At 50.3% G+C, this 18,359-nt stretch carries 18 protein-coding genes; 17 read left to right on the top strand and 1 reads right to left on the bottom strand.

Annotation, left to right across the window (positions count from 1 at the left end; translation table 11 throughout):
• Positions 1–3: 3 nt before the first annotated feature.
• Genes rsgA through spoVM form a run of 4 tightly spaced genes read left to right on the top strand, consistent with a single transcriptional unit; the run spans position 4 to position 2,362 of the window.
• Positions 4–897 carry a ribosome small subunit-dependent GTPase A gene (gene rsgA, locus MKY41_RS07360; RefSeq protein ID WP_340744412.1) on the top strand — a complete coding sequence of 298 codons (894 nt, stop codon included), beginning with the start codon at positions 4–6 and terminating at the stop codon, positions 895–897.
• Positions 890–1,558: a ribulose-phosphate 3-epimerase gene (gene rpe, locus MKY41_RS07355; RefSeq protein ID WP_340744411.1), complete on the top strand. Its 669-nt coding sequence runs from the start codon at positions 890–892 to the stop codon at positions 1,556–1,558. Before rsgA ends, rpe begins: the two co-directional genes overlap by 8 nt.
• On the top strand, positions 1,555–2,208 hold the full coding sequence (locus MKY41_RS07350; RefSeq protein WP_340744410.1) for a thiamine diphosphokinase: 654 nt from the start codon (positions 1,555–1,557) through the stop codon (positions 2,206–2,208). Before rpe ends, MKY41_RS07350 begins: the two co-directional genes overlap by 4 nt.
• Positions 2,209–2,221: 13 nt before the next feature.
• Positions 2,222–2,362 (top strand): stage V sporulation protein SpoVM, encoded by a 141-nt coding sequence (spoVM, locus tag MKY41_RS07345; protein ID WP_340744409.1) that lies wholly within the window; start codon positions 2,222–2,224, stop codon positions 2,360–2,362.
• 678 nt (positions 2,363–3,040) lie between these two features.
• On the opposite strand, the gene rpmB is transcribed toward spoVM, so the two are convergent.
• On the bottom strand, positions 3,041–3,229 hold the full coding sequence (gene rpmB, locus MKY41_RS07340) for a 50S ribosomal protein L28 (protein WP_041073990.1): 189 nt from the start codon (positions 3,227–3,229) through the stop codon (positions 3,041–3,043).
• Between the two features lie 419 nt (positions 3,230–3,648).
• On the opposite strand from rpmB, the gene MKY41_RS07335 reads away from it, so the two are divergent.
• From MKY41_RS07335 to smc, 13 genes are all read left to right on the top strand, one after another.
• Positions 3,649–4,011, top strand: a complete 363-nt coding sequence (locus tag MKY41_RS07335) for an Asp23/Gls24 family envelope stress response protein (protein ID WP_041073991.1) — start codon at positions 3,649–3,651, stop codon at positions 4,009–4,011.
• 18 nt (positions 4,012–4,029) lie between these two features.
• Positions 4,030–5,691, top strand: a complete 1,662-nt coding sequence (locus MKY41_RS07330; protein WP_340744408.1) for a DAK2 domain-containing protein — start codon at positions 4,030–4,032, stop codon at positions 5,689–5,691.
• A 73-nt stretch (positions 5,692–5,764) separates the two neighbouring features.
• Complete coding sequence (locus MKY41_RS07325) at positions 5,765–5,959, top strand: hypothetical protein (RefSeq protein ID WP_340744407.1); 195 nt, start codon at positions 5,765–5,767, stop codon at positions 5,957–5,959.
• A gap of 504 nt (positions 5,960–6,463) precedes the next feature.
• A complete protein-coding gene (gene sdaAB, locus MKY41_RS07320) occupies positions 6,464–7,126 on the top strand; it encodes an L-serine ammonia-lyase, iron-sulfur-dependent subunit beta (RefSeq protein WP_340744406.1) in 663 nt (220 codons plus the stop codon).
• 11 nt (positions 7,127–7,137) lie between these two features.
• Entirely contained in the window at positions 7,138–8,046 is a 909-nt protein-coding gene (gene sdaAA, locus MKY41_RS07315) for an L-serine ammonia-lyase, iron-sulfur-dependent, subunit alpha (RefSeq protein ID WP_340744405.1), read from the top strand.
• On the top strand, positions 8,012–10,075 hold the full coding sequence (gene recG / locus MKY41_RS07310; protein WP_445683327.1) for an ATP-dependent DNA helicase RecG: 2,064 nt from the start codon (positions 8,012–8,014) through the stop codon (positions 10,073–10,075). The genes sdaAA and recG overlap by 35 nt, the downstream gene beginning before the upstream one ends.
• A 134-nt stretch (positions 10,076–10,209) precedes the next feature.
• Positions 10,210–10,779, top strand: a complete 570-nt coding sequence (fapR, locus tag MKY41_RS07305) for a transcription factor FapR (RefSeq protein ID WP_340744404.1) — start codon at positions 10,210–10,212, stop codon at positions 10,777–10,779.
• A gap of 11 nt (positions 10,780–10,790) precedes the next feature.
• A complete protein-coding gene (gene plsX, locus MKY41_RS07300) occupies positions 10,791–11,783 on the top strand; it encodes a phosphate acyltransferase PlsX (protein WP_340744403.1) in 993 nt (330 codons plus the stop codon).
• Positions 11,780–12,724 carry an ACP S-malonyltransferase gene (fabD, locus tag MKY41_RS07295; protein ID WP_340744402.1) on the top strand — a complete coding sequence of 315 codons (945 nt, stop codon included), beginning with the start codon at positions 11,780–11,782 and terminating at the stop codon, positions 12,722–12,724. Before plsX ends, fabD begins: the two co-directional genes overlap by 4 nt.
• Entirely contained in the window at positions 12,725–13,471 is a 747-nt protein-coding gene (gene fabG / locus MKY41_RS07290; RefSeq protein ID WP_340744401.1) for a 3-oxoacyl-[acyl-carrier-protein] reductase, read from the top strand.
• A 181-nt stretch (positions 13,472–13,652) separates the two neighbouring features.
• Positions 13,653–13,886 (top strand): acyl carrier protein, encoded by a 234-nt coding sequence (gene acpP / locus MKY41_RS07285; protein WP_041074004.1) that lies wholly within the window; start codon positions 13,653–13,655, stop codon positions 13,884–13,886.
• A gap of 138 nt (positions 13,887–14,024) precedes the next feature.
• Positions 14,025–14,789, top strand: coding sequence for a ribonuclease III (gene rnc / locus MKY41_RS07280; protein WP_340744400.1), 765 nt, complete (start codon positions 14,025–14,027; stop codon positions 14,787–14,789).
• A 2-nt stretch (positions 14,790–14,791) separates the two neighbouring features.
• Entirely contained in the window at positions 14,792–18,349 is a 3,558-nt protein-coding gene (gene smc, locus MKY41_RS07275) for a chromosome segregation protein SMC (protein ID WP_340744399.1), read from the top strand.
• Positions 18,350–18,359: the final 10 nt, after the last annotated feature.

The raw sequence follows: 18,359 nt of genomic DNA, 5'->3' as shown, positions 1-18,359 counted from the left end.
AGGATGGCGGAAGGACAAATCAGGAAGGCGATCAGCGGATTTTATTACGTGGAAGCGGATGGGGAATTGATTCAATGCAAGGGGAGGGGCGTGTTCCGCAATCGCGGCATTTCCCCTCTCGTCGGTGATTTTGTCACATACGTCCCGGACGGGGAGAACGATGCGACCATTACGGTGGTCCATGAGCGGCGCAATGAGCTCGTCCGTCCGCCAATCGCGAATGTCGATCAGGCATTGCTCGTGTTTTCCATGGTGGAGCCAGCATTCAGCCTACATTTGCTGGATCGGTTTCTTGTCGTAGTCGAATCGTTCGGCATCGAGCCAGTCATTTGCTTGACGAAAAAGGACTTGGCACAGGAAGCGGAACGTAGTATTGTCGAAGAAGCTGCAGCCTATTATGAGAAAATGGGATACGACGTCATCCGGACGTTCATCGCAGATGAATCGTTATTCGAGACGCTGAAGCCTTACTTGAAAGAGAAGACGACGGTGTTGGCCGGCCAATCCGGCGTCGGGAAATCGACGTTGTTGAATACGATGTTGCCCGAATTGGAACTGAGGACGGGCGAGATATCCGATGCCTTAGGGCGAGGTAAACATACGACGCGCCATGTGGAACTGCATGAGGTGGCAGGGGGCTTGGTGGCGGATACGCCCGGGTTCAGCTCCCTCGATTTCGATCATATCGAAAAAGAGGAACTGCCCCATTATTTCATTGATTTTGATGAGGTGTCCGCGGATTGCAAGTTCCGCGGCTGCCTGCATTTGAAAGAGCCGAAGTGTGCAGTGAAAGACAAGGTGGAGGCCGGGGATATCCCGCGCCATCGTTATGACCATTATTTGCAGTTCATGCAGGAAATTACCGACCGAAAGCCGAGGTATGATAAAAATGATTAAAATAGCACCTTCCATTTTATCAGCAGATTTTTCAAAACTAGCCGAAGAAGTGAAAGAAGTGGAGGCAGCCGGTGCTGAACTGATCCACGTCGATGTCATGGACGGCCATTTCGTCCCGAATATCACCATGGGTCCGATCGTGGTAGAAGCACTGCGTCCCGTGACGAAGCTACCGCTTGATGTGCATTTGATGATTGAAAATCCCGATATGTATATTGAGGCTTTTGCCGATGCAGGCGCGGATTACATCACCGTCCATGTGGAGGCTTGTCGCCATTTGCACCGCACTTTGCAATTGATCCGGTCGAAAGGGGTCAAATCGGGTGTGGTCCTCAATCCGCATACACCGGTTGAAACGATTTTGCATGTTCTCGATGAAGTGGATATGGTTCTGTTCATGACGGTCAATCCGGGGTTCGGAGGCCAAAAATTCATCCATTCCGTCATTCCGAAAGTGAAGCAACTGGCGGATATCATCAAGGAGCGGGGGCTGTCGATTGAGATTGAAATCGATGGAGGAATCAATGAAGAAACAATCATCCCTTGTGTGGAGGCAGGGGCCACCATTTTTGTCGCGGGTTCCGCCATCTACAACGCGCCAAATCGGGCGGAAGCGTTGCAGAAGATTAAATCCGCTGGTGAAGGGGCGCTGATTCGATGAAAATCGCAATAATTTGTGCCGGGGGACCGGAAGCCGATGTCCTGGATTTGAAGGCGTTTGCCGAAGAAGATGTCATGTATGTCGGCGCGGATCGTGGAGCGGTTCATCTGTTAAACAGCGGAATTATCCCCGACGCGGCGATCGGGGATTTCGATTCCGTGACGGATGCGGAATACGATCAAATTCTGGAGTCGGTCAGTTATATTGAAAAAGCTGACTCCGAGAAGGATCAGACGGATACGGAGCTGGCGGTACTGCATGCCCTTTCCTTTAAACCGGACCGTGTCATCTTGACCGGGGTGACGGGTGGAAGATTGGACCATACGGAAGCCGCACTCCATCTCATGCATCGCCTGCAAGAAGAACATAAGCACATCAAATTCATGGTTTGCAATCAAACGAATGAAATATCCATCCTCCGGGCGGGCGTCCATCGGATAACCCGGGATGAACGATATCCGTTCATCTCGTTCTTCTCCTTCGTCGGCCCAGTGAAAAAACTGACGCTGACCGGGTTCAAATACGAAACGGTCGATGCAACATTAGAAATTGGCACAACGAAATTCACGAGCAATGAAACCGCCTCAGAAGTTTGTACTATCTCTTTCCGGGAAGGCATATGCTTAATGGTAAGGAGTTCAGATTCCTGAAAGGGGTGGGGATTTGCGAGTTTATACATTTACGCTACCGAAATTCGTGAGTGGCTTTGTGAGGAAATGTATGGTCGCTTTCCAGAAAGACGAGAAACCAAAAGCGACCGCCACGAAAAGCAAGAAGAGGAAAAAAGAAAAAGCGCAAGGCTGACTCGACCCAGCCTTGCGTTTTTTTCTAAGTCGGCTAGTTTGCGAGATGTCTGTTTTTATTTTTGGAAGTTGACAACCTGATTTGTGCCCATCTGAAGCGTTGAAGAACGGCTGAAAACTCGTCCCAATCGCTTATATCTTTGGAGAATGACTGCTATTTTGACGCAAGTGCCGATATCTTCGAGGAACGGCTGATAATTTGTTTCGAGTTCTGATATCTTTGGAGAACGGCTGATAATTTGTTTCGAGTGCTGATATCTTTGGAGAACGGCTGATAATTTGTTTCGAGTGCTGATATCTTTGAAGAACGGTTGATAATTTGTTTCGAGTGCTGATATCTTCGGAGGACGGTTGATAATTTGTTTCGAGTGCTGATATCTTCGGAGGACGGCTGATAATTTGTTTCGAGTGCTGATATCTTCGGAGGACGGCTGATAATTTGTTTTGAGTGCTGATATCTTTGGAGAACGGCTGATAATTTATCCCGAGCGCCGATATCTCCGAAGAACAGCTGATAAGTTATCCCAAATGCTGATATCTCCAGGAAACCGCTGATAACTATTTCGCCCGTCATCCTAATCTACTACATGAAAAAAAGCTAATGACCCATCCTATATGGATCATTAGCTTTTTCTTCGTGTGCGGAAATCCGCTCACATATGCAGAAAGCGTCCTTCGCTTATACGCGTTGAACTTTTCCTGATTTAAGTGCACGTGCAGAAACCCATACACGCTTCGGTTTACCGTTTACAAGAATACGGACTTTTTGAAGGTTCGCACCCCATGTGCGTCGGTTAGCGTTCATCGCGTGGGAACGAGCATTCCCTGCACGGGCTTTGCGTCCTGTGATAACACATTCTTTAGCCATTTTCAGTACCTCCTTGCGAATGATGATTAAGCGATCTACTTGTTATTCGCATACCATAGTACTTTATCATATAGGATGACGGGTTGCAACCATTTTTGCGACATCTTTCAAGTGAATTCCCTTGACGCTTCCGCATGCCTTCGAATAGGAATGCTTTCTTTTCTTATACAGATGGGTGTAGTACAATAAGGAAAGTTAACTTGAATCCATTCTGAATTCAATTTAAGCCTCCGGCGGATGTCACGGATTTTGTGGGGGAGTTAATTGCGTATATCTAGCTACAACGGCTAGTGCCTTAATTTCTGCAAAGAACGCAGAAATACGGCAAATCGAACCCTGCGCTGTTCGATTCGCAATTCAAAATCCGGACGCAATTACGCCAAGGCGTAATTGATTCAGGATGCAAGGGGGATCTACTCATGTCAATCGAAGTGAAGAACGAATTCGGTAAGATCGATATCACCAATGACGTTATCGCTCAAGTGGTCGGGGAAGCGGCAATCGAATGTTATGGAATTGTCGGGATGGCTTCAAGACATCAGATCCGGGATGGCCTGACTGAAATCCTTCGGAAAGAGAATTTTGGACGGGGCGTCATCGTCCGTACAATTGGTGACGACATTCACATCGATATGTATATCATTGTCGGATACGGAACGAAAATTTCCGAAGTCGCCTATCAAGTTCAATCTAAAGTGAAGTATACCTTGAAAAAGACGCTGGGCATGACCGTTACATCCGTTAATATTTTTGTTCAAGGGGTTCGGGTGACGAACTTGTAAAAGGAGGATACAGTTTTAATGAAATTTATCGATGGTTTGAAATTTGCGGAAATGGTGGAGATGGGTGCCCACCATCTATACCAGAACGCCGACTACGTTGACTCGCTCAATGTCTTTCCGGTACCGGACGGGGATACCGGAACGAATATGAATTTATCGATGTCCTCCGGGGCGAAAGAAACGAAAGCAAATGCGGTGTCTGATATCGGCCAAACGGCTCAAGCCTTGTCGAAAGGTCTGTTGATGGGGGCCCGTGGAAATTCGGGGGTAATCCTCTCACAATTATTCCGTGGTTTCGGCAAAGCGATTGAAGGGGAAGCGTCCCTCGATAGCGTCAAGTTCGCGGCAGCTTTGCAATATGGGGTGGATACCGCATATAAAGCAGTAATGAAGCCTGTGGAAGGGACCATCTTGACGGTTGCGAAAGATGCTGCACGTCATGCCGTGGAAGTGGCCGGCACGACAGATGACGTGGTCGCTGTCATGGAAGCGGTTGTGCAAGAGGCGAAGGCATCGCTGGATCGGACGCCCGATCTGCTACCCGTCTTGAAGGAAGTCGGCGTCGTCGATAGCGGCGGACAAGGTCTCGTCTATGTTTACGAGGGCTTTTTGGCATGTTTGAAAGGGGAAGCGCTTCCCGAAAAAACACAGATCCAATCAATGGAAGACCTGGTCAATGCAGAGCACCACCGCAGCGTGCAAGGGTTCATGAATACAGAAGATATCGTCTACGGTTACTGCACGGAATTTATGGTGAAATTCGAAGACCGGAAACTGCAGGACAACCCGTACGACGAGACAGAATTCCGCCAAGCGCTGAGCAATTTCGGTGATTCCTTGCTAGTCATCTCGGACGAGGAAGTGGCGAAAGTACATATCCATACCGAAGAACCGGGAGATGCCTTGAACTATGGCCAAACATTCGGCTCCTTGATTAAAATAAAAATCGAGAACATGCGCGAACAGCATAGTGAAATTGTCGGAGAGGGTCATGTCGCCGCAGCCCCATCGAAACCCGACCGTCATCTGTATGCCGTCATCACAGTCGCCATGGGGTCCGGCATCGCTGATTTATTGAAAAGTGTCGGAGCTTCTGCGGTCATCGAAGGCGGCCAGACGATGAATCCATCTACGGAAGATATCGTCAAGGCGATTAAAGAGGTCGGTGCGGAACGGGCACTCATCTTGCCGAATAATAAAAATATCATCATGGCGGCGGAGCAAGCGGCGGAAGTGGCCGGGATTGAAGCGGCCGTCGTACCGACCCGATCGGTGCCACAAGGATTGGCTGCCATCCTCGCATTCAATCCAGAAGCCGACGTCAACGACAATGCTGCCGCCATGACGGACGCGGCATCCGATGTCAAAACAGGTCAAGTCACATATGCGGTGCGGGATACGTCGATTGACGGGGTCGATATCAAAAAAGATCACTTCATGGGCATTTCGGAGAGCAAAATCATCACCTCCGCCCCAGCCGTCGAGGAAGTGATGCAAACGTTGCTTGCTTCGATGATCGACGAGGATGATGAAATTGTCACCCTGCTTTATGGTGAGGATGTTAGCGAAGAAGACGCCAATGTTTTCAAGGATTATATAGAAGAAACCTACGATCATGTAGAAGTGGAGCTTTACGACGGTAAACAGCCGTTGTATCCGTATATCATTTCAGTAGAATAAAACCGAGCACAGGCAGAGAATTCTTTGCCTGTTTTTTTAATTAGATAACATGAAAAGAAGGGAGAAAAGAGTTATGCAACAAATTAAATCTGAAGCTGAATTGTACAAACATTTAGCGAGTATGAACCTGGATGATCCGGTTTCGACGGTTTATTTGCCGAACATCGGGAAGTTCGAAATATTTTTTTACGGTGACGAACAAGAAATGGACAAAGTAGAAGCCGAACAGGAAAGAGAGAGGGGAGTTTTGGGATCAAGTATTATTTGAAATTTCATTGCAACTTTCCCGCCCCAGTTATGAAACGTGGTTTTGCGGCAATACCGCTGCCGAATTCGCAGATACCGACACAATTCTATTCTGAAACAATCGTGAACCTATATAGGTTGAATTTATTATTTTACCTATTAACTTAGGTGATTGGAGTGCAGAGCGGCGAATCCAGCGAAGGCCGTCACGAAGAACGGCCTTTGTGCCAAAAAGCGTAGCGTTTGGCAACAAATCGAACCCTTCGTTGTTCGATTGATTGAAGCCGTACCCGCGGAAAGCGTCCGCTCGGAACGGAAATCAACGGTTAGAAGAAGTTATTTTTCAACTTATCATAGTAGAAAAGGTCACCGACCGATCATATATAATCCAATATCGTTCCAAATATAATGTTAAAGTTGCGGGCTGACGGTAACGAATTACAACAGCCTACAATTTTGTTTTTCTATCATTTCTTGTGTAAAATAGTTACTAGAACAGAACATATGAACGGAAGGAGCCGGGAGTATGAAATTCAGATCAGTGTTTGAAATCATCGGTCCTGTCATGGTCGGGCCTTCCTCCTCCCATACCGCCGGTGCCGCTAGGATTGGCCGAGTGGCACGTTCCTTGTACGGCCGGCAGCCGGAGTGGGCGAAGATCCATCTATACGGTTCATTTGCGGAAACGTATAAAGGCCATGGCACTGATTTGGCCATTATCGGCGGGCTGCTGGATTACGATACATTCGATGAACGCATTAAAACCGCATTTGACGATGCGGATCATCACGGGATGAAGTTTGAATTCATTCCGGAGACGGAAGAAGCGGAACATCCGAATACTGCAAAGATTGTCATCGGTGACCAAAAAGGCACGATGGAACTGGTCGGAATTTCTATTGGCGGAGGAACGATTGAAGTGGTTGAGCTGAACGGCTTTCCGCTCCGCCTATCTGGACATTATCCTGCACTCCTGGTCGTCCATAATGATTGTGCTGGCGTCATAGCCAGTGTCTGTAACGCCATCGCTGCGCGCGGTGTGAATATCGCCCATATGGAAGTGGGCCGCAAAGAAAAAGGTGAGATGGCCTTGATGGTCATCGAAGTCGATCAAATGATTACGGAAGAGCTGACCAACAACCTGGAAGCTCTTCCTCACATATCACAAATATCAATTTTGGCCAACTAAGGGGGGACGGCATGGAGGTTTTATTCGGAACCGTAAAAGAGCTCGTAGCGCTCGCAGAGACGCAAAATAAGCCAATATCAGAAATCATGATCGAACAAGAAATACTCATGACGAAACGCTCGCGGGAAGACATCATCGCGCAGATGGACCAAAACTTGACGGTGATGGAACAGGCTGTGGAGCGCGGTCTTCAAGGTGTCCAATCTCCATCTGGTCTGACCGGAGGAGATGCGGTCCTCCTTCAGAACTATATGGCAACCGGTAAATCCTTGAGCGGGGATTTGATTTTGGATGCGGTCAGCAAAGCGGTCGCGACGAATGAAGTGAATGCCGCGATGGGTTTGATCTGTGCTACGCCGACAGCCGGTGCGGCGGGGATCGTCCCCGGTACGTTATTTGCGGTAAAGCATAAATTGAATCCGACACGCCAAGAGATGTTGAATTATCTCTTTACGTCAGGCGCTTTCGGTTTTATCGTCGCGAACAATGCGTCGATTTCGGGAGCGGCGGGGGGCTGTCAGGCGGAGACGGGATCCGCGGCTTCGATGGCGGCGGCAGCTATTGTGGAAATGGCTGGAGGGACACCGCAGCAATGCGCGGATGCGTTCTCCATCGTCATGAAAAACATGCTCGGCCTTGTGTGCGACCCGGTTGCCGGGCTAGTGGAAGTGCCATGCGTCAAACGGAATGCCATGGGAGCGGCAAAAGCGCTTGTCGGAGCGGATATGGCACTTGCCGGGATCGTGAGCCGGATCCCGACCGATGAAGTGATCGAAGCGATGCACCGGATCGGGCAAACGTTGCCGTCTTCGCTGAGGGAAACGGCAAAAGGCGGTCTGGCGGCGACTCCGACCGGAAAAGCGCTGCAAGAAAAAATATTTGGGAATGAAACAAGCCATCATGACACTGTCCATCCATGAATCAATCTCCAACTTGAAAGGGGTCGGGAAAGTTGCGAACGAACAATTCGAATCGCTCGGAATCTCGACCATTGAAGATCTTGTCTTGACTTTTCCGTATCGCCACGAGGATTTCCGGCTGAAAGATTTATCTGAAACCCCGCATAACGAACGTGTGACGATTGAAGGAAGGGTGGAGAGTGAGCCGACCGTAATGTATCTGGGCAAGAAGCGCTCCCGCTTGCAATTGCGGCTTCTTACCGGACGTCATCTGATCAAAGCGGTGTTTTTCAATCAGCATTATTTGAAGGACCGGCTGGCGCCGGGCATGATTGTCACCGTCACAGGCAAGTGGGACCGTGGCCGTCAAGTGATCAATGTCAGCAATTTCAAGGACGGACCGAAAACCGAACAGGCGGATTTCGAGCCGGTCTATAGTTTGAAAGCGGTCATGCAGCAAAAGACATTCCGCCGCTTCATGCGTTCCGCGCTGGATCTGGTGGCGGGACAAATGGAAGAATCCTTGCCCGCCGACATCCGGGAGGCATACAAATTGCCAAGCATAGGAGAGGCGCTGGAAATGATTCATTTCCCGACGAGCCCTGCGGATGTCAAACAGGCAAGAAGGCGTTTTGCTTATGAAGAGCTGCTTCTCTTCCAACTGAAAATGCAAGGCATGAAAAGGGCGAGGAAAGAGGCTGAAAAAGGGCAAGTGATCGAATACGACTTGCCTCGGTTGAAACGGTTCATCGAAACCTTGCCGTTTGAACTGACAAATGCCCAGAAAAGAGTCGTCAATGAACTATGCGCCGAACTGAAAAGCCCGATCCGGATGAATCGGCTGTTGCAAGGGGACGTCGGATCTGGGAAAACTGTAGTGGCGGCGATAGCACTCTTTTCCGTTATTACGGCGGGATATCAGGGAGCGTTAATGGCACCTACGGAAATTCTCGCCGAACAGCATGCCGTCTCCCTGGCCGAATGGCTGGAACCGCATGGGGTCACGGTTGCGTTTCTGGCAGGTTCGACGAAGGGGAAAGCGAGAAGAACAATTTTGGAGAAGCTGGAAAAGGGCGAAATCGACTTGCTGATCGGCACACATGCTTTGATTCAGCCGGATGTCACATTCCATCGTCTCGGCCTTGTCATAACGGATGAGCAGCACCGTTTCGGAGTCGAACAGCGGCGGGTTTTGCGGGATAAAGGCATCAACCCCGATGTCCTGTTCATGACAGCGACGCCGATTCCGCGGACGCTTGCTATCACTGCTTTCGGAGAGATGGATATTTCCATTTTAGATGAACTGCCGGCAGGGCGGAAGAAAATCGAAACCCATTGGCTGAAAGAGGATTCCCTGTTACCCGTCTTGCGCAAAATGGACCAGGAACTGCGGGCGGGACGCCAAGCTTACGTCATCTGCCCGCTGATCGAGGAGTCCGACAAATTGGATGTGCAGAACGCAGTCGATGTCCATGCCCAGCTGTCTCAGCATTTTGCCGGTCGCTTCCAAGTCGGTCTGATGCACGGCCGCTTGCCGACTGATGAAAAAGATGCCATCATGCGGGAGTTCAGCACGGGGCAGATTCATGTACTTGTTTCCACGACAGTTGTCGAAGTCGGTGTCAATGTTCCGAATGCGACGTTCATGCTCATTTATGACGCGACGCGCTTCGGCCTTGCTCAACTTCATCAGTTGCGGGGCCGTGTCGGACGCGGTGCCGAGCAATCGTATTGTGTCCTTCTGGCCGATCCGAAAACGGAGGAGGGAAAGGAACGGATGCAGACGATGACAGAAACGAATGATGGGTTTTTATTGGCGGAAAAAGACTTGGAACTCCGTGGTGCCGGGGATGTCTTCGGCAAGAAGCAAAGCGGGATGCCGGAGTTTAAGGTGGCGGACCTTGTCCACGATTACCGTGTCTTGAACACGGCCAAAGTGGATGCGGAACGGCTGCTGGAGTCACCCCGATTCTGGAAAGACGCAGAATACGCTTATCTTCGAATGCAATTGGCACAGTCGGGTGCATTGGACGGGGAACGGATTGACTGAAAATCTACTCATTACCTGTCGATCTTGCTGGATCGGCAGGTTTTCTTTGACTCTTTCTTTTCCAGGGTTGCAATCCGATAGTAATATTTATATACTGGTGTTAGTACCAAGTGCTAATCCGGAAGGTGAATTTATTGAGAATACCGAAGCAGGAGAGACAACGCCGTCTTGGAGAGTTGCTTGAAGAAAATCCTTTTATGACTGATGAGGAGCTGTCCGATCATTTTTCTGTAAGTGTTCAAACTATCCGGTTGGACCGGCTTGAACTTGGGATTCCGGAACTTCGGGAACGGTTGAAAACCGTCGCATCCCGGACGATGCAAGGGGAAGTGAAGTCCCTTCATTCTGATGAAATCATCGGAGACATCGTCGATATCGAACTGGATAAGAGGGCTTTGTCCATTTTTGACGTGACTAACGATCATGTATTCCAAAGAAATGGGATAGCACGGGGACATCATTTATTTGCCCAGGCGAATTCCCTCGCGGTGGCCGTGCTGGATGAAGACCTGGCATTGACCGCGAAATCCACATTGAATTTCATAAAACCCGTCAAAGCGGGAGACCGGGTCGTGGCTCGTGCCGAAGTGAAGGAGGAAAGTCCGGAGAAAAAGCGGACTTTGGTTGAGGTCGTCTCGACGGTTGGTGAGGAGACCGTCTTCACCGGGCAATTTTACATGTATCGAACGCGGGACGGGAAGTAGGAGGAATCGACATGATCATAGCAGTTGATGGAATGGGCGGAGATAATGCCCCCGCTGAAATCGTTGCGGGAGCTCTGAAAAGCCTGGACGCATTTCATGACATTCAAATACATATTTATGGTGATGAGGCGGCAATCGCCCCACATGTGCAACAAAATGAGCGGTTGAAAATCATTCATTGCAGCGAGAAAATTGAGCCGGATGACGAACCGGTCCGCGCCATCCGCAGGAAGAAAGACGCCTCTATGGTAAGAATGGCGCAAGCGGTTCATGACGGCGCAGCGGATGTGGGTGTTTCTGCGGGCAATACAGGTGCGCTCGTAGCCGCGGGGTTATTCCTCGTCGGGCGGATGGAAGGGATTGAACGCCCTGCGCTTGCCCCGACTTTGCCGACAGTCGACGGACAAGGGTTCCTCCTGCTTGATGTCGGTGCCAACGCCGATTCGAAGCCGGTTCATTTAAAACAATTTGCCATCATGGGAAGCATCTACGCAGAAAAGGTGCGCGGCGTTAAAAAGCCCCGTGTCGGCTTGTTGAATATCGGGACCGAAGAGGGAAAAGGGAACGAGTTGACAAAAGGGGCGTATGAGCTTTTGTCGGATGCGCCGATCCACTTCATCGGAAATGTGGAGGCCCGGGATTTATTGACCGGCGCCGCGGATGTTGTCGTAACGGATGGTTTCACGGGGAATATGGTCTTGAAAACGATCGAAGGAACCGCTCTCGGATTCTTCTCGATGTTGAAGGAAGTATATACCGCTTCCATGAAAACGAAATTATCGGCAGCCCTCGTCAAAAACGAATTGGGCGGGCTGAAAGGGAAATTGGATTATACAGAGTACGGCGGCGCCGGGCTGTTCGGTTTGCAATCGCCGGTCATCAAAGCGCATGGTTCCTCCAACGCGAACGCCATTTTGAACGCGGTTCGCCAAGCAAGGACGATGGTACAATATGATGTCAGCGGGACAATCCGCGAGACAATCGGAAAGGCGGAGACGGAATGACGAAAGTGGCATTTGTGTTCCCAGGACAAGGCTCGCAGTCGGTCGGCATGGGAAAAGAGTTGGCTGAAACAAACGAAAAGAGTAAGCGGTATTTGGAACAGGCCGATCAAGTCCTCGGATTCGGACTGGGCCAATTGATTCTGGAAGGTCCCCAGGAAGAGCTCACGTTGACCTATCACGCGCAGCCGGCGCTTCTGACGGTTGGTTCGATGATTGCATCACGCTTGATGGAGGAAGGCGTAGCGCCCGATTATACGGCGGGGCATAGCCTCGGTGAATATACTGCATTGGTCGCTTCGGGGGTCCTCTCCTTTGAAGACGGGGTTTCATTGGTCCATAAACGCGGTTTATATATGAATGAAGCGGTTCCGGCGGGGGAAGGCGCAATGGCTGCCATCCTGGGACTGGATGGCCAAAAGTTGAAAGAAGTGACGGATGCAATCACAGCGGAAGGAAATCCGGTCCAGCCGGCGAATATGAACTGTCCGGGGCAAATTGTCATTTCAGGTTCCAAGGAGGGCGTGGCGAAAGCATGCGTCCAATTGAAGGAGGCAGGAGCGAAGCGGGCGATCCCTCTCGATGTGAGCGGTCCCTTCCATTCTTCTCTCATGGAGCCGGCAGCTTCCAAACTGGGCGCTGCGCTAGCTGAAGTGGACATGTCCGATGCAAAAATTCCGGTCATCGCTAATGTCAATGCTTCACCTGTCCAAGACGAGGATACAATCAAAGGCTTGCTTGTCGAGCAGCTGTATTCCCCCGTCTTATGGGAAGATTCGGTCCGGACGCTGCTGGAACTAGGCGTAACTCATTTCGTTGAATGCGGTCCGGGGAAAGTGTTGAGCGGGCTGATTAAGAAGATTGATAGAAGTGCTACGGTTTTATCAGCGTATGATGAAGAAACAGTGCAAGCCGTTGTGGAAGCGGCGAAAGGGTGGTCGTGAATGGCTAGGTTTGAAGGGAAAGCGGCGATCGTCACGGGCGCATCCCGTGGGATTGGGCGGGAAATTGCTCTTCTGTTAGGGAAAGAAGGGGCCCGGGTAGCGGTCAATTATAGCGGCAGCAAAGAGAAAGCCGATGAGGTTGTCGGGTTGATTCAAGAAGCGGGAGGCGAAGCGTTTGCCATTCAGGCGGATGTATCCGATGCCGATAGTGTCAAAAATATGGTCGATGAAACATTGAAAACATTCGGCTCCATTGATATCCTAGTCAACAATGCGGGTATCACTAAGGACAACCTTCTCATGCGGATGAAGGAAGATGAATGGGATGACGTCATCAATATTAATATGAAAGGCGTGTTCCTCTGCACTAAAGGGGTCACGCGCCAAATGATGAAACAGCGGGCAGGGAAGATTGTCAATGTGGCATCGATTGTCGGGGTGTCGGGCAATCCTGGACAAGCGAATTACGTCGCTGCCAAAGCGGGGGTCATCGGCTTTACGAAAACGGCCGCCAAAGAATTAGCTTCGCGGAATATCAACGTCAATGCAGTCGCACCGGGCTTCATTACGACAGATATGACCGAAGTGCTGACGGACGAAGTGAAAGAGCAAATGCTATCGGTCATCCCGCTCGGAAAACTCGGCAGCCCGCAAGACGTGGCACGCTCGGTCCTATTCTTGCTATCCGATGATGCAGCTTATATTACGGGTCAGACTATCCATGTTGATGGCGGTATGGTGATGTAAGGAGATAGGCAGGCATCCTGTGCTTTTCTAATGTCTAGCTCCGGGCTTCGCTCCACATGCGGAATATCGTGAAGGTGCCTTAATTTCTGCAAAAGGCACGCAGAAATACGGCAAATCGAGCCCTTCGCTGCTCGATTGGCTAAGCGGCGCCCTGCGCTTTTCTTGAGAGGAGGTGACAGATTTGTCAGTACTTGAACGTGTAACGAAAGTTGTCGTCGACCGTCTTGGTGTCGATGAGAGCGAAGTGAAACCAGAAGCTTCTTTCCGTGAAGATCTTGGGGCGGACTCTTTGGACGTCGTGGAACTTGTTATGGAATTGGAAGATGAGTTCGATATGGAAATTTCCGATGACGATGCCGAGAAAATCGGAACAGTCGGCGATGCCGTAACGTATATCGAAGCTAAAGTAAATTAACGGGTGAAACCGGCGGAGACTCTTTCATCCTTTCATTCAATGAAAGGATCGGAAGCGTCTCTTTTCGCTTTTGCACTAACCGGAACAAAGGAGTAAAATCAGAAGTAGATTAACTTAGTGAAGAAAGGCAGAATCGTAATGACCAATAGACGACATCAGCAAAGATCAACGAATGGCACGTTGCCTGCAGCCATCCGACACAAATTCGAGGAGCTGGAGGCGGAGTTGGATATCCACTTTTCCGACCGTGCTCTCTTGTATAACGCGTTTACCCACTCCTCTTATGTCAATGAACACCGGAAACGGAATTATACCGATAATGAACGATTGGAATTTTTAGGGGATGCAGTCCTGGAGCTCGGCGTCTCTCGCTTTTTATACGCTACAGAACCTACTATGTCCGAAGGGGAATTGACGAAACTCCGGGCTGCGATCGTCTGCGAACCGTCCCTGGAGAAATTTTCAAATGAACTCGGATTCGGGCGATATATCCTTTTAGGAAAAGGGGAAGAGCAGACAGGAGGTCGTATGCGCCCTGCATTGTTGGCGGACGTTTTTGAAGCATTCGTCGGGGCTCTTTATCTGGATCAAGGTTTAGAAGCTGTCACTTCTTTTTTAGAGAAGATTGTTTTTCCGAAAATTAGCGTCGGTGCTTTTTCGCATATGATGGATTATAAAAGCCGCCTGCAGGAAATCGTCCAGCAGACGAATAACGGGTCTCTTCATTATGAAATCATCGAAGAGAAGGGTCCAGCACATGCGAAAAAGTTTGTCACAGTCGTGCGCCTCGGGGATGAGGAGATGGGGACCGGCATTGGAAAATCTAAAAAGGAAGCCGAGCAGGAAGCGGCCCGACATGCCATCGGAAAACTGGAAAGCCGAAAAGTCGAAGGGGAGAACTGAGCGTGTTTCTTAAAAGACTGGAAATCATCGGCTTCAAATCGTTTGCAGATCGGATCGGCATCGACTTTGTCCCCGGTGTCACGGCGGTCGTCGGTCCGAATGGCAGTGGAAAAAGCAATATAACGGACGCCATCCGCTGGGTCCTTGGCGAACAGTCGGCGAAATCGCTGCGCGGCTCGAAAATGGAAGACGTCATCTTTGCCGGCAGTGATTCCAGAAAACCGTTGAATTTTGCAGAAGTGACTTTGGTATTGGATAATAGCCAAAATCGATTTCCACTTGATTACACGGAAATTAGCGTCAGCCGCCGCGTGTTCCGCTCGGGGGAGAGCGCTTATCTCCTGAATGGCCAACAATGCCGGTTGAAAGATATCACCGATGTCTTTATGGATTCCGGCTTGGGAAAAGAAGCATTCTCCATCATCTCCCAAGGCCGGATCGATGAAATCTTGAATAGTCGGCCCGAAGAACGCCGGACCATTTTTGATGAGGCGGCCGGTGTCTTGAAATATCGGACAAGGAAACGGAAAGCTGAACATAAGCTGTTTGAAACCGAGGATAATTTGGATCGGGTCCTGGATATCTTGAAGGAACTTGATACTCGGATCGGCCCGTTGGAAAAAAGCGCGCAAGCCGCCAAAACGTATAATGTCCTATCGGAAGAAATCCGGGAGTTGGACGTTCGTCTGCTCAACCGAGATACAGGCAAACTGCGGGAGGAGATCCTTCAAACTTCTCGTGAAGCCGAACGGTTACAACAGGAAAAAAATCGGTATGAAAACGATGTTCGTCAAATGGAACAACAAAGCACGGTTTTCAATGCGCAACTGGCCCAAGTGGACGAAGAAATGGAAAAGCTGCAAAAAAAGCTCGTTACGGTCAGTGCCGAAGCTGAAAAATGGGAAGGCCGTCGTCTCCTTTCCCTTGAAAAAAAGCGCAACGCGGAACAGCAGATTCTACGGTTGCAGACGGAGCTGGAGAGCGCGATGGCCGAACAAGGGGCGCTTACCGGGAAAATCGGTCCGTCGCTCGAGCAACTGGAACAGACGGAACAGGAGTATGCCAGCATCGCGGGTGAATTGGATGCCATTTCCCAAGTATTGCAGCGCTCGGCGAAAGAGACGGAGGCGGAAATCGAGGAGCTGAAATCGCTCTATATCGAACGCCTGAATGAAGAAGCCACGCTGCGCAATGACTTAAAGCATCTCGAGGAACGCTTGGAAGGAGAGCGGACCTCCTCTGAACGGATATTGCAACAGACGGCTCTTTTACGTGATAAACTACGAGAATTGAAGGAGGAGCGAAAAGCGAAAGCGGCCTCCCTTTCCCGTCTGAAACAGCAATATGAGGCCGAAGAAGCGGCGTATCAACAAGCCCTTGAAGCCCTTCACATCGCCGAAAAGGAACTTGCCTCCCAGCAGGAGATGATGCAGAAAGCGCTCAACCGTCAACATGAAATGAGTGGGCGGGTCCGTGCATTGGAAAGCATGGAGGCGGATTTCTCGGGTTTTTATTCGGGAGTCAAAGAAGTGCTTTTGGCGAAACGGGCTGGTAAGCTTTCCGGTATTGACGGAGCGGTCGCCGAATTGATTTCCGTCGATCCTGAATTTGTGAAAGCGGTGGAAACAGCATTGGGCGGAGCGCTCCAACATTTGGTGACGACGACGGAAGCCGAGGCGCGAAAAGCGATCGGTTACTTGAAATCAAAAAATGCAGGGAGGGCCACATTCCTTCCGAGGGATGTCATGAAGCCGCGGACGATTCCAGCGACCAGTCTCCATGCAGTGAAACAGCATCCGGAATTTATCGCCACGGCAGATCAGCTTGTCCAAACAAATGAGGCGTATCGAGGGGTCACGGAAAACCTTCTCGGGAATACCCTGGTCGCCCAAACACTCACCGGAGCGTCGGCGATTGCGAAATTGATGAATTATCGGTTCCGCGTCGTGACAATTGACGGGGATATCGTCAATGCTGGCGGGTCCCTCACAGGAGGGGGCGTCAAAGGCCAAGCCTCCGTATTCACTCGCAAGGCTGAATTGGAGACGTTGAAAAAGCAATTGCACCGCATGGAAGAATCCTTGAAAACCGCCAATCGGAAACTGGGCGACACGAAGATGGATGTCGCGAAGTGGATGCAAGAGACCGGACGGTTGCGAGGGGAAATGGAAAAACACCAAGTCGGATTGACCGCTGCCCAATCGGGAATCCGCGAGGTGGACATCACCATCAAATCGATCGAACAGGAAATAGCCGTCACGGAAAGAGGTAGACAAGGGGCAGAACATTCCGGTTCGGAGCTGATGGGACAGAAAAAAGAATTGCAGAACAAGCATCTTCATGTAAAAGAAGAGCTGGAGTCCATCCAATCTGAAGTCCAGACATTGGAACGGCTCGCGGCTGACCGGCGCAATGAAGAATCGGCGCTTATCGCCAAACAGAGCAGTTTGCGGGAACGATCGGCCGTGCTCCGGGAACAGAAAACATACCAGCAGGCTTCCATCGGGGCAATGGAGGAATCGGCAAAGCAGTTAGCGGAAAAAGTTTCGCGACTGCAGGAAGAATTGCAGTTTTTCCATGGGTCGGATGAAGGCGGCGAATTGACAGCAGATGAAATACAAGAGCGGATTGAAGGAGCGGTGCAGGAAAAATCCACCGTCGAGCAGGAATTGATTCAGAAAAGGGAATCGAGGGTGTTGCTATCCCGGCAACTTGAAGAGAAGGGGACAGAGCTACGGCAATTGCGCGACAAGGCCGGACAAGCAGTTTCCGTGTTGAACACAATTAACGTGGCCCTATCCCGCCTCGAAGTGAAGTACGAAGGGGTCACCCAGCGACTCTTGGACGATTATGGACTGTATCCCGAAGCCGATTTCACTGCAGATTTCGATGAACAGAAAGCGCGGGAAAGGGTCGAAATGCTGAAAAGTGAATTGGAAGCATTGGGTCCTGTCAATCAAGGCGCTATCCCAGAATTCGAGGAAGTGACGGAACGCCACCGTTTCCTAAGCGAGCAGCGCAACGATCTGCTCGAAGCGAAAAGTACCTTGCAAGAAGCGATGTCCGAAATGGATCGGGAGATGAAGACCCGTTTCTCCACAACCTTTTCTGCAGTCCGGCAAAGGTTCCGCCATGTATTCCGTGAAATGTTCGGCGGTGGTGAGGCGGACTTGCTCTTGACGGATCCCGACGATCTGCTTGAAACGGGAGTCGATATTATGGCCCGGCCGCCCGGAAAGAAATTGCAGAATCTCAGTTTGTTATCCGGCGGCGAACGGGCATTGACTGCCATCGCATTGCTATTCTCAATCATCGAAGTCCGTCCTGTTCCATTCTGCATTTTGGATGAAGTGGAAGCGGCGCTCGACGAAGCGAACGTCATCCGTTATAGTAAGTATTTGAAAAAATTCTCGGAAAAAACGCAGTTCATCGTCATCACGCACCGGAAAGGGACGATGGAAGGCGCGGACGTATTATACGGTGTGACGATGCAGGAATCGGGCGTGTCCCGTCTCATCTCCGTCAAACTTTCAGAAGTGCCGGAAGGGGCTATTATGTAAAGGAGTCGAT

Origin of the sequence: Sporosarcina sp. FSL W7-1349 (assembly GCF_038003045.1) — a bacterium.
Lineage (GTDB): Bacteria > Bacillota > Bacilli > Bacillales_A > Planococcaceae > Sporosarcina.
The sequence above is the reverse complement of the archived record's forward strand: the minus strand, read 5'-3'. Positions and strand labels throughout refer to the sequence as shown.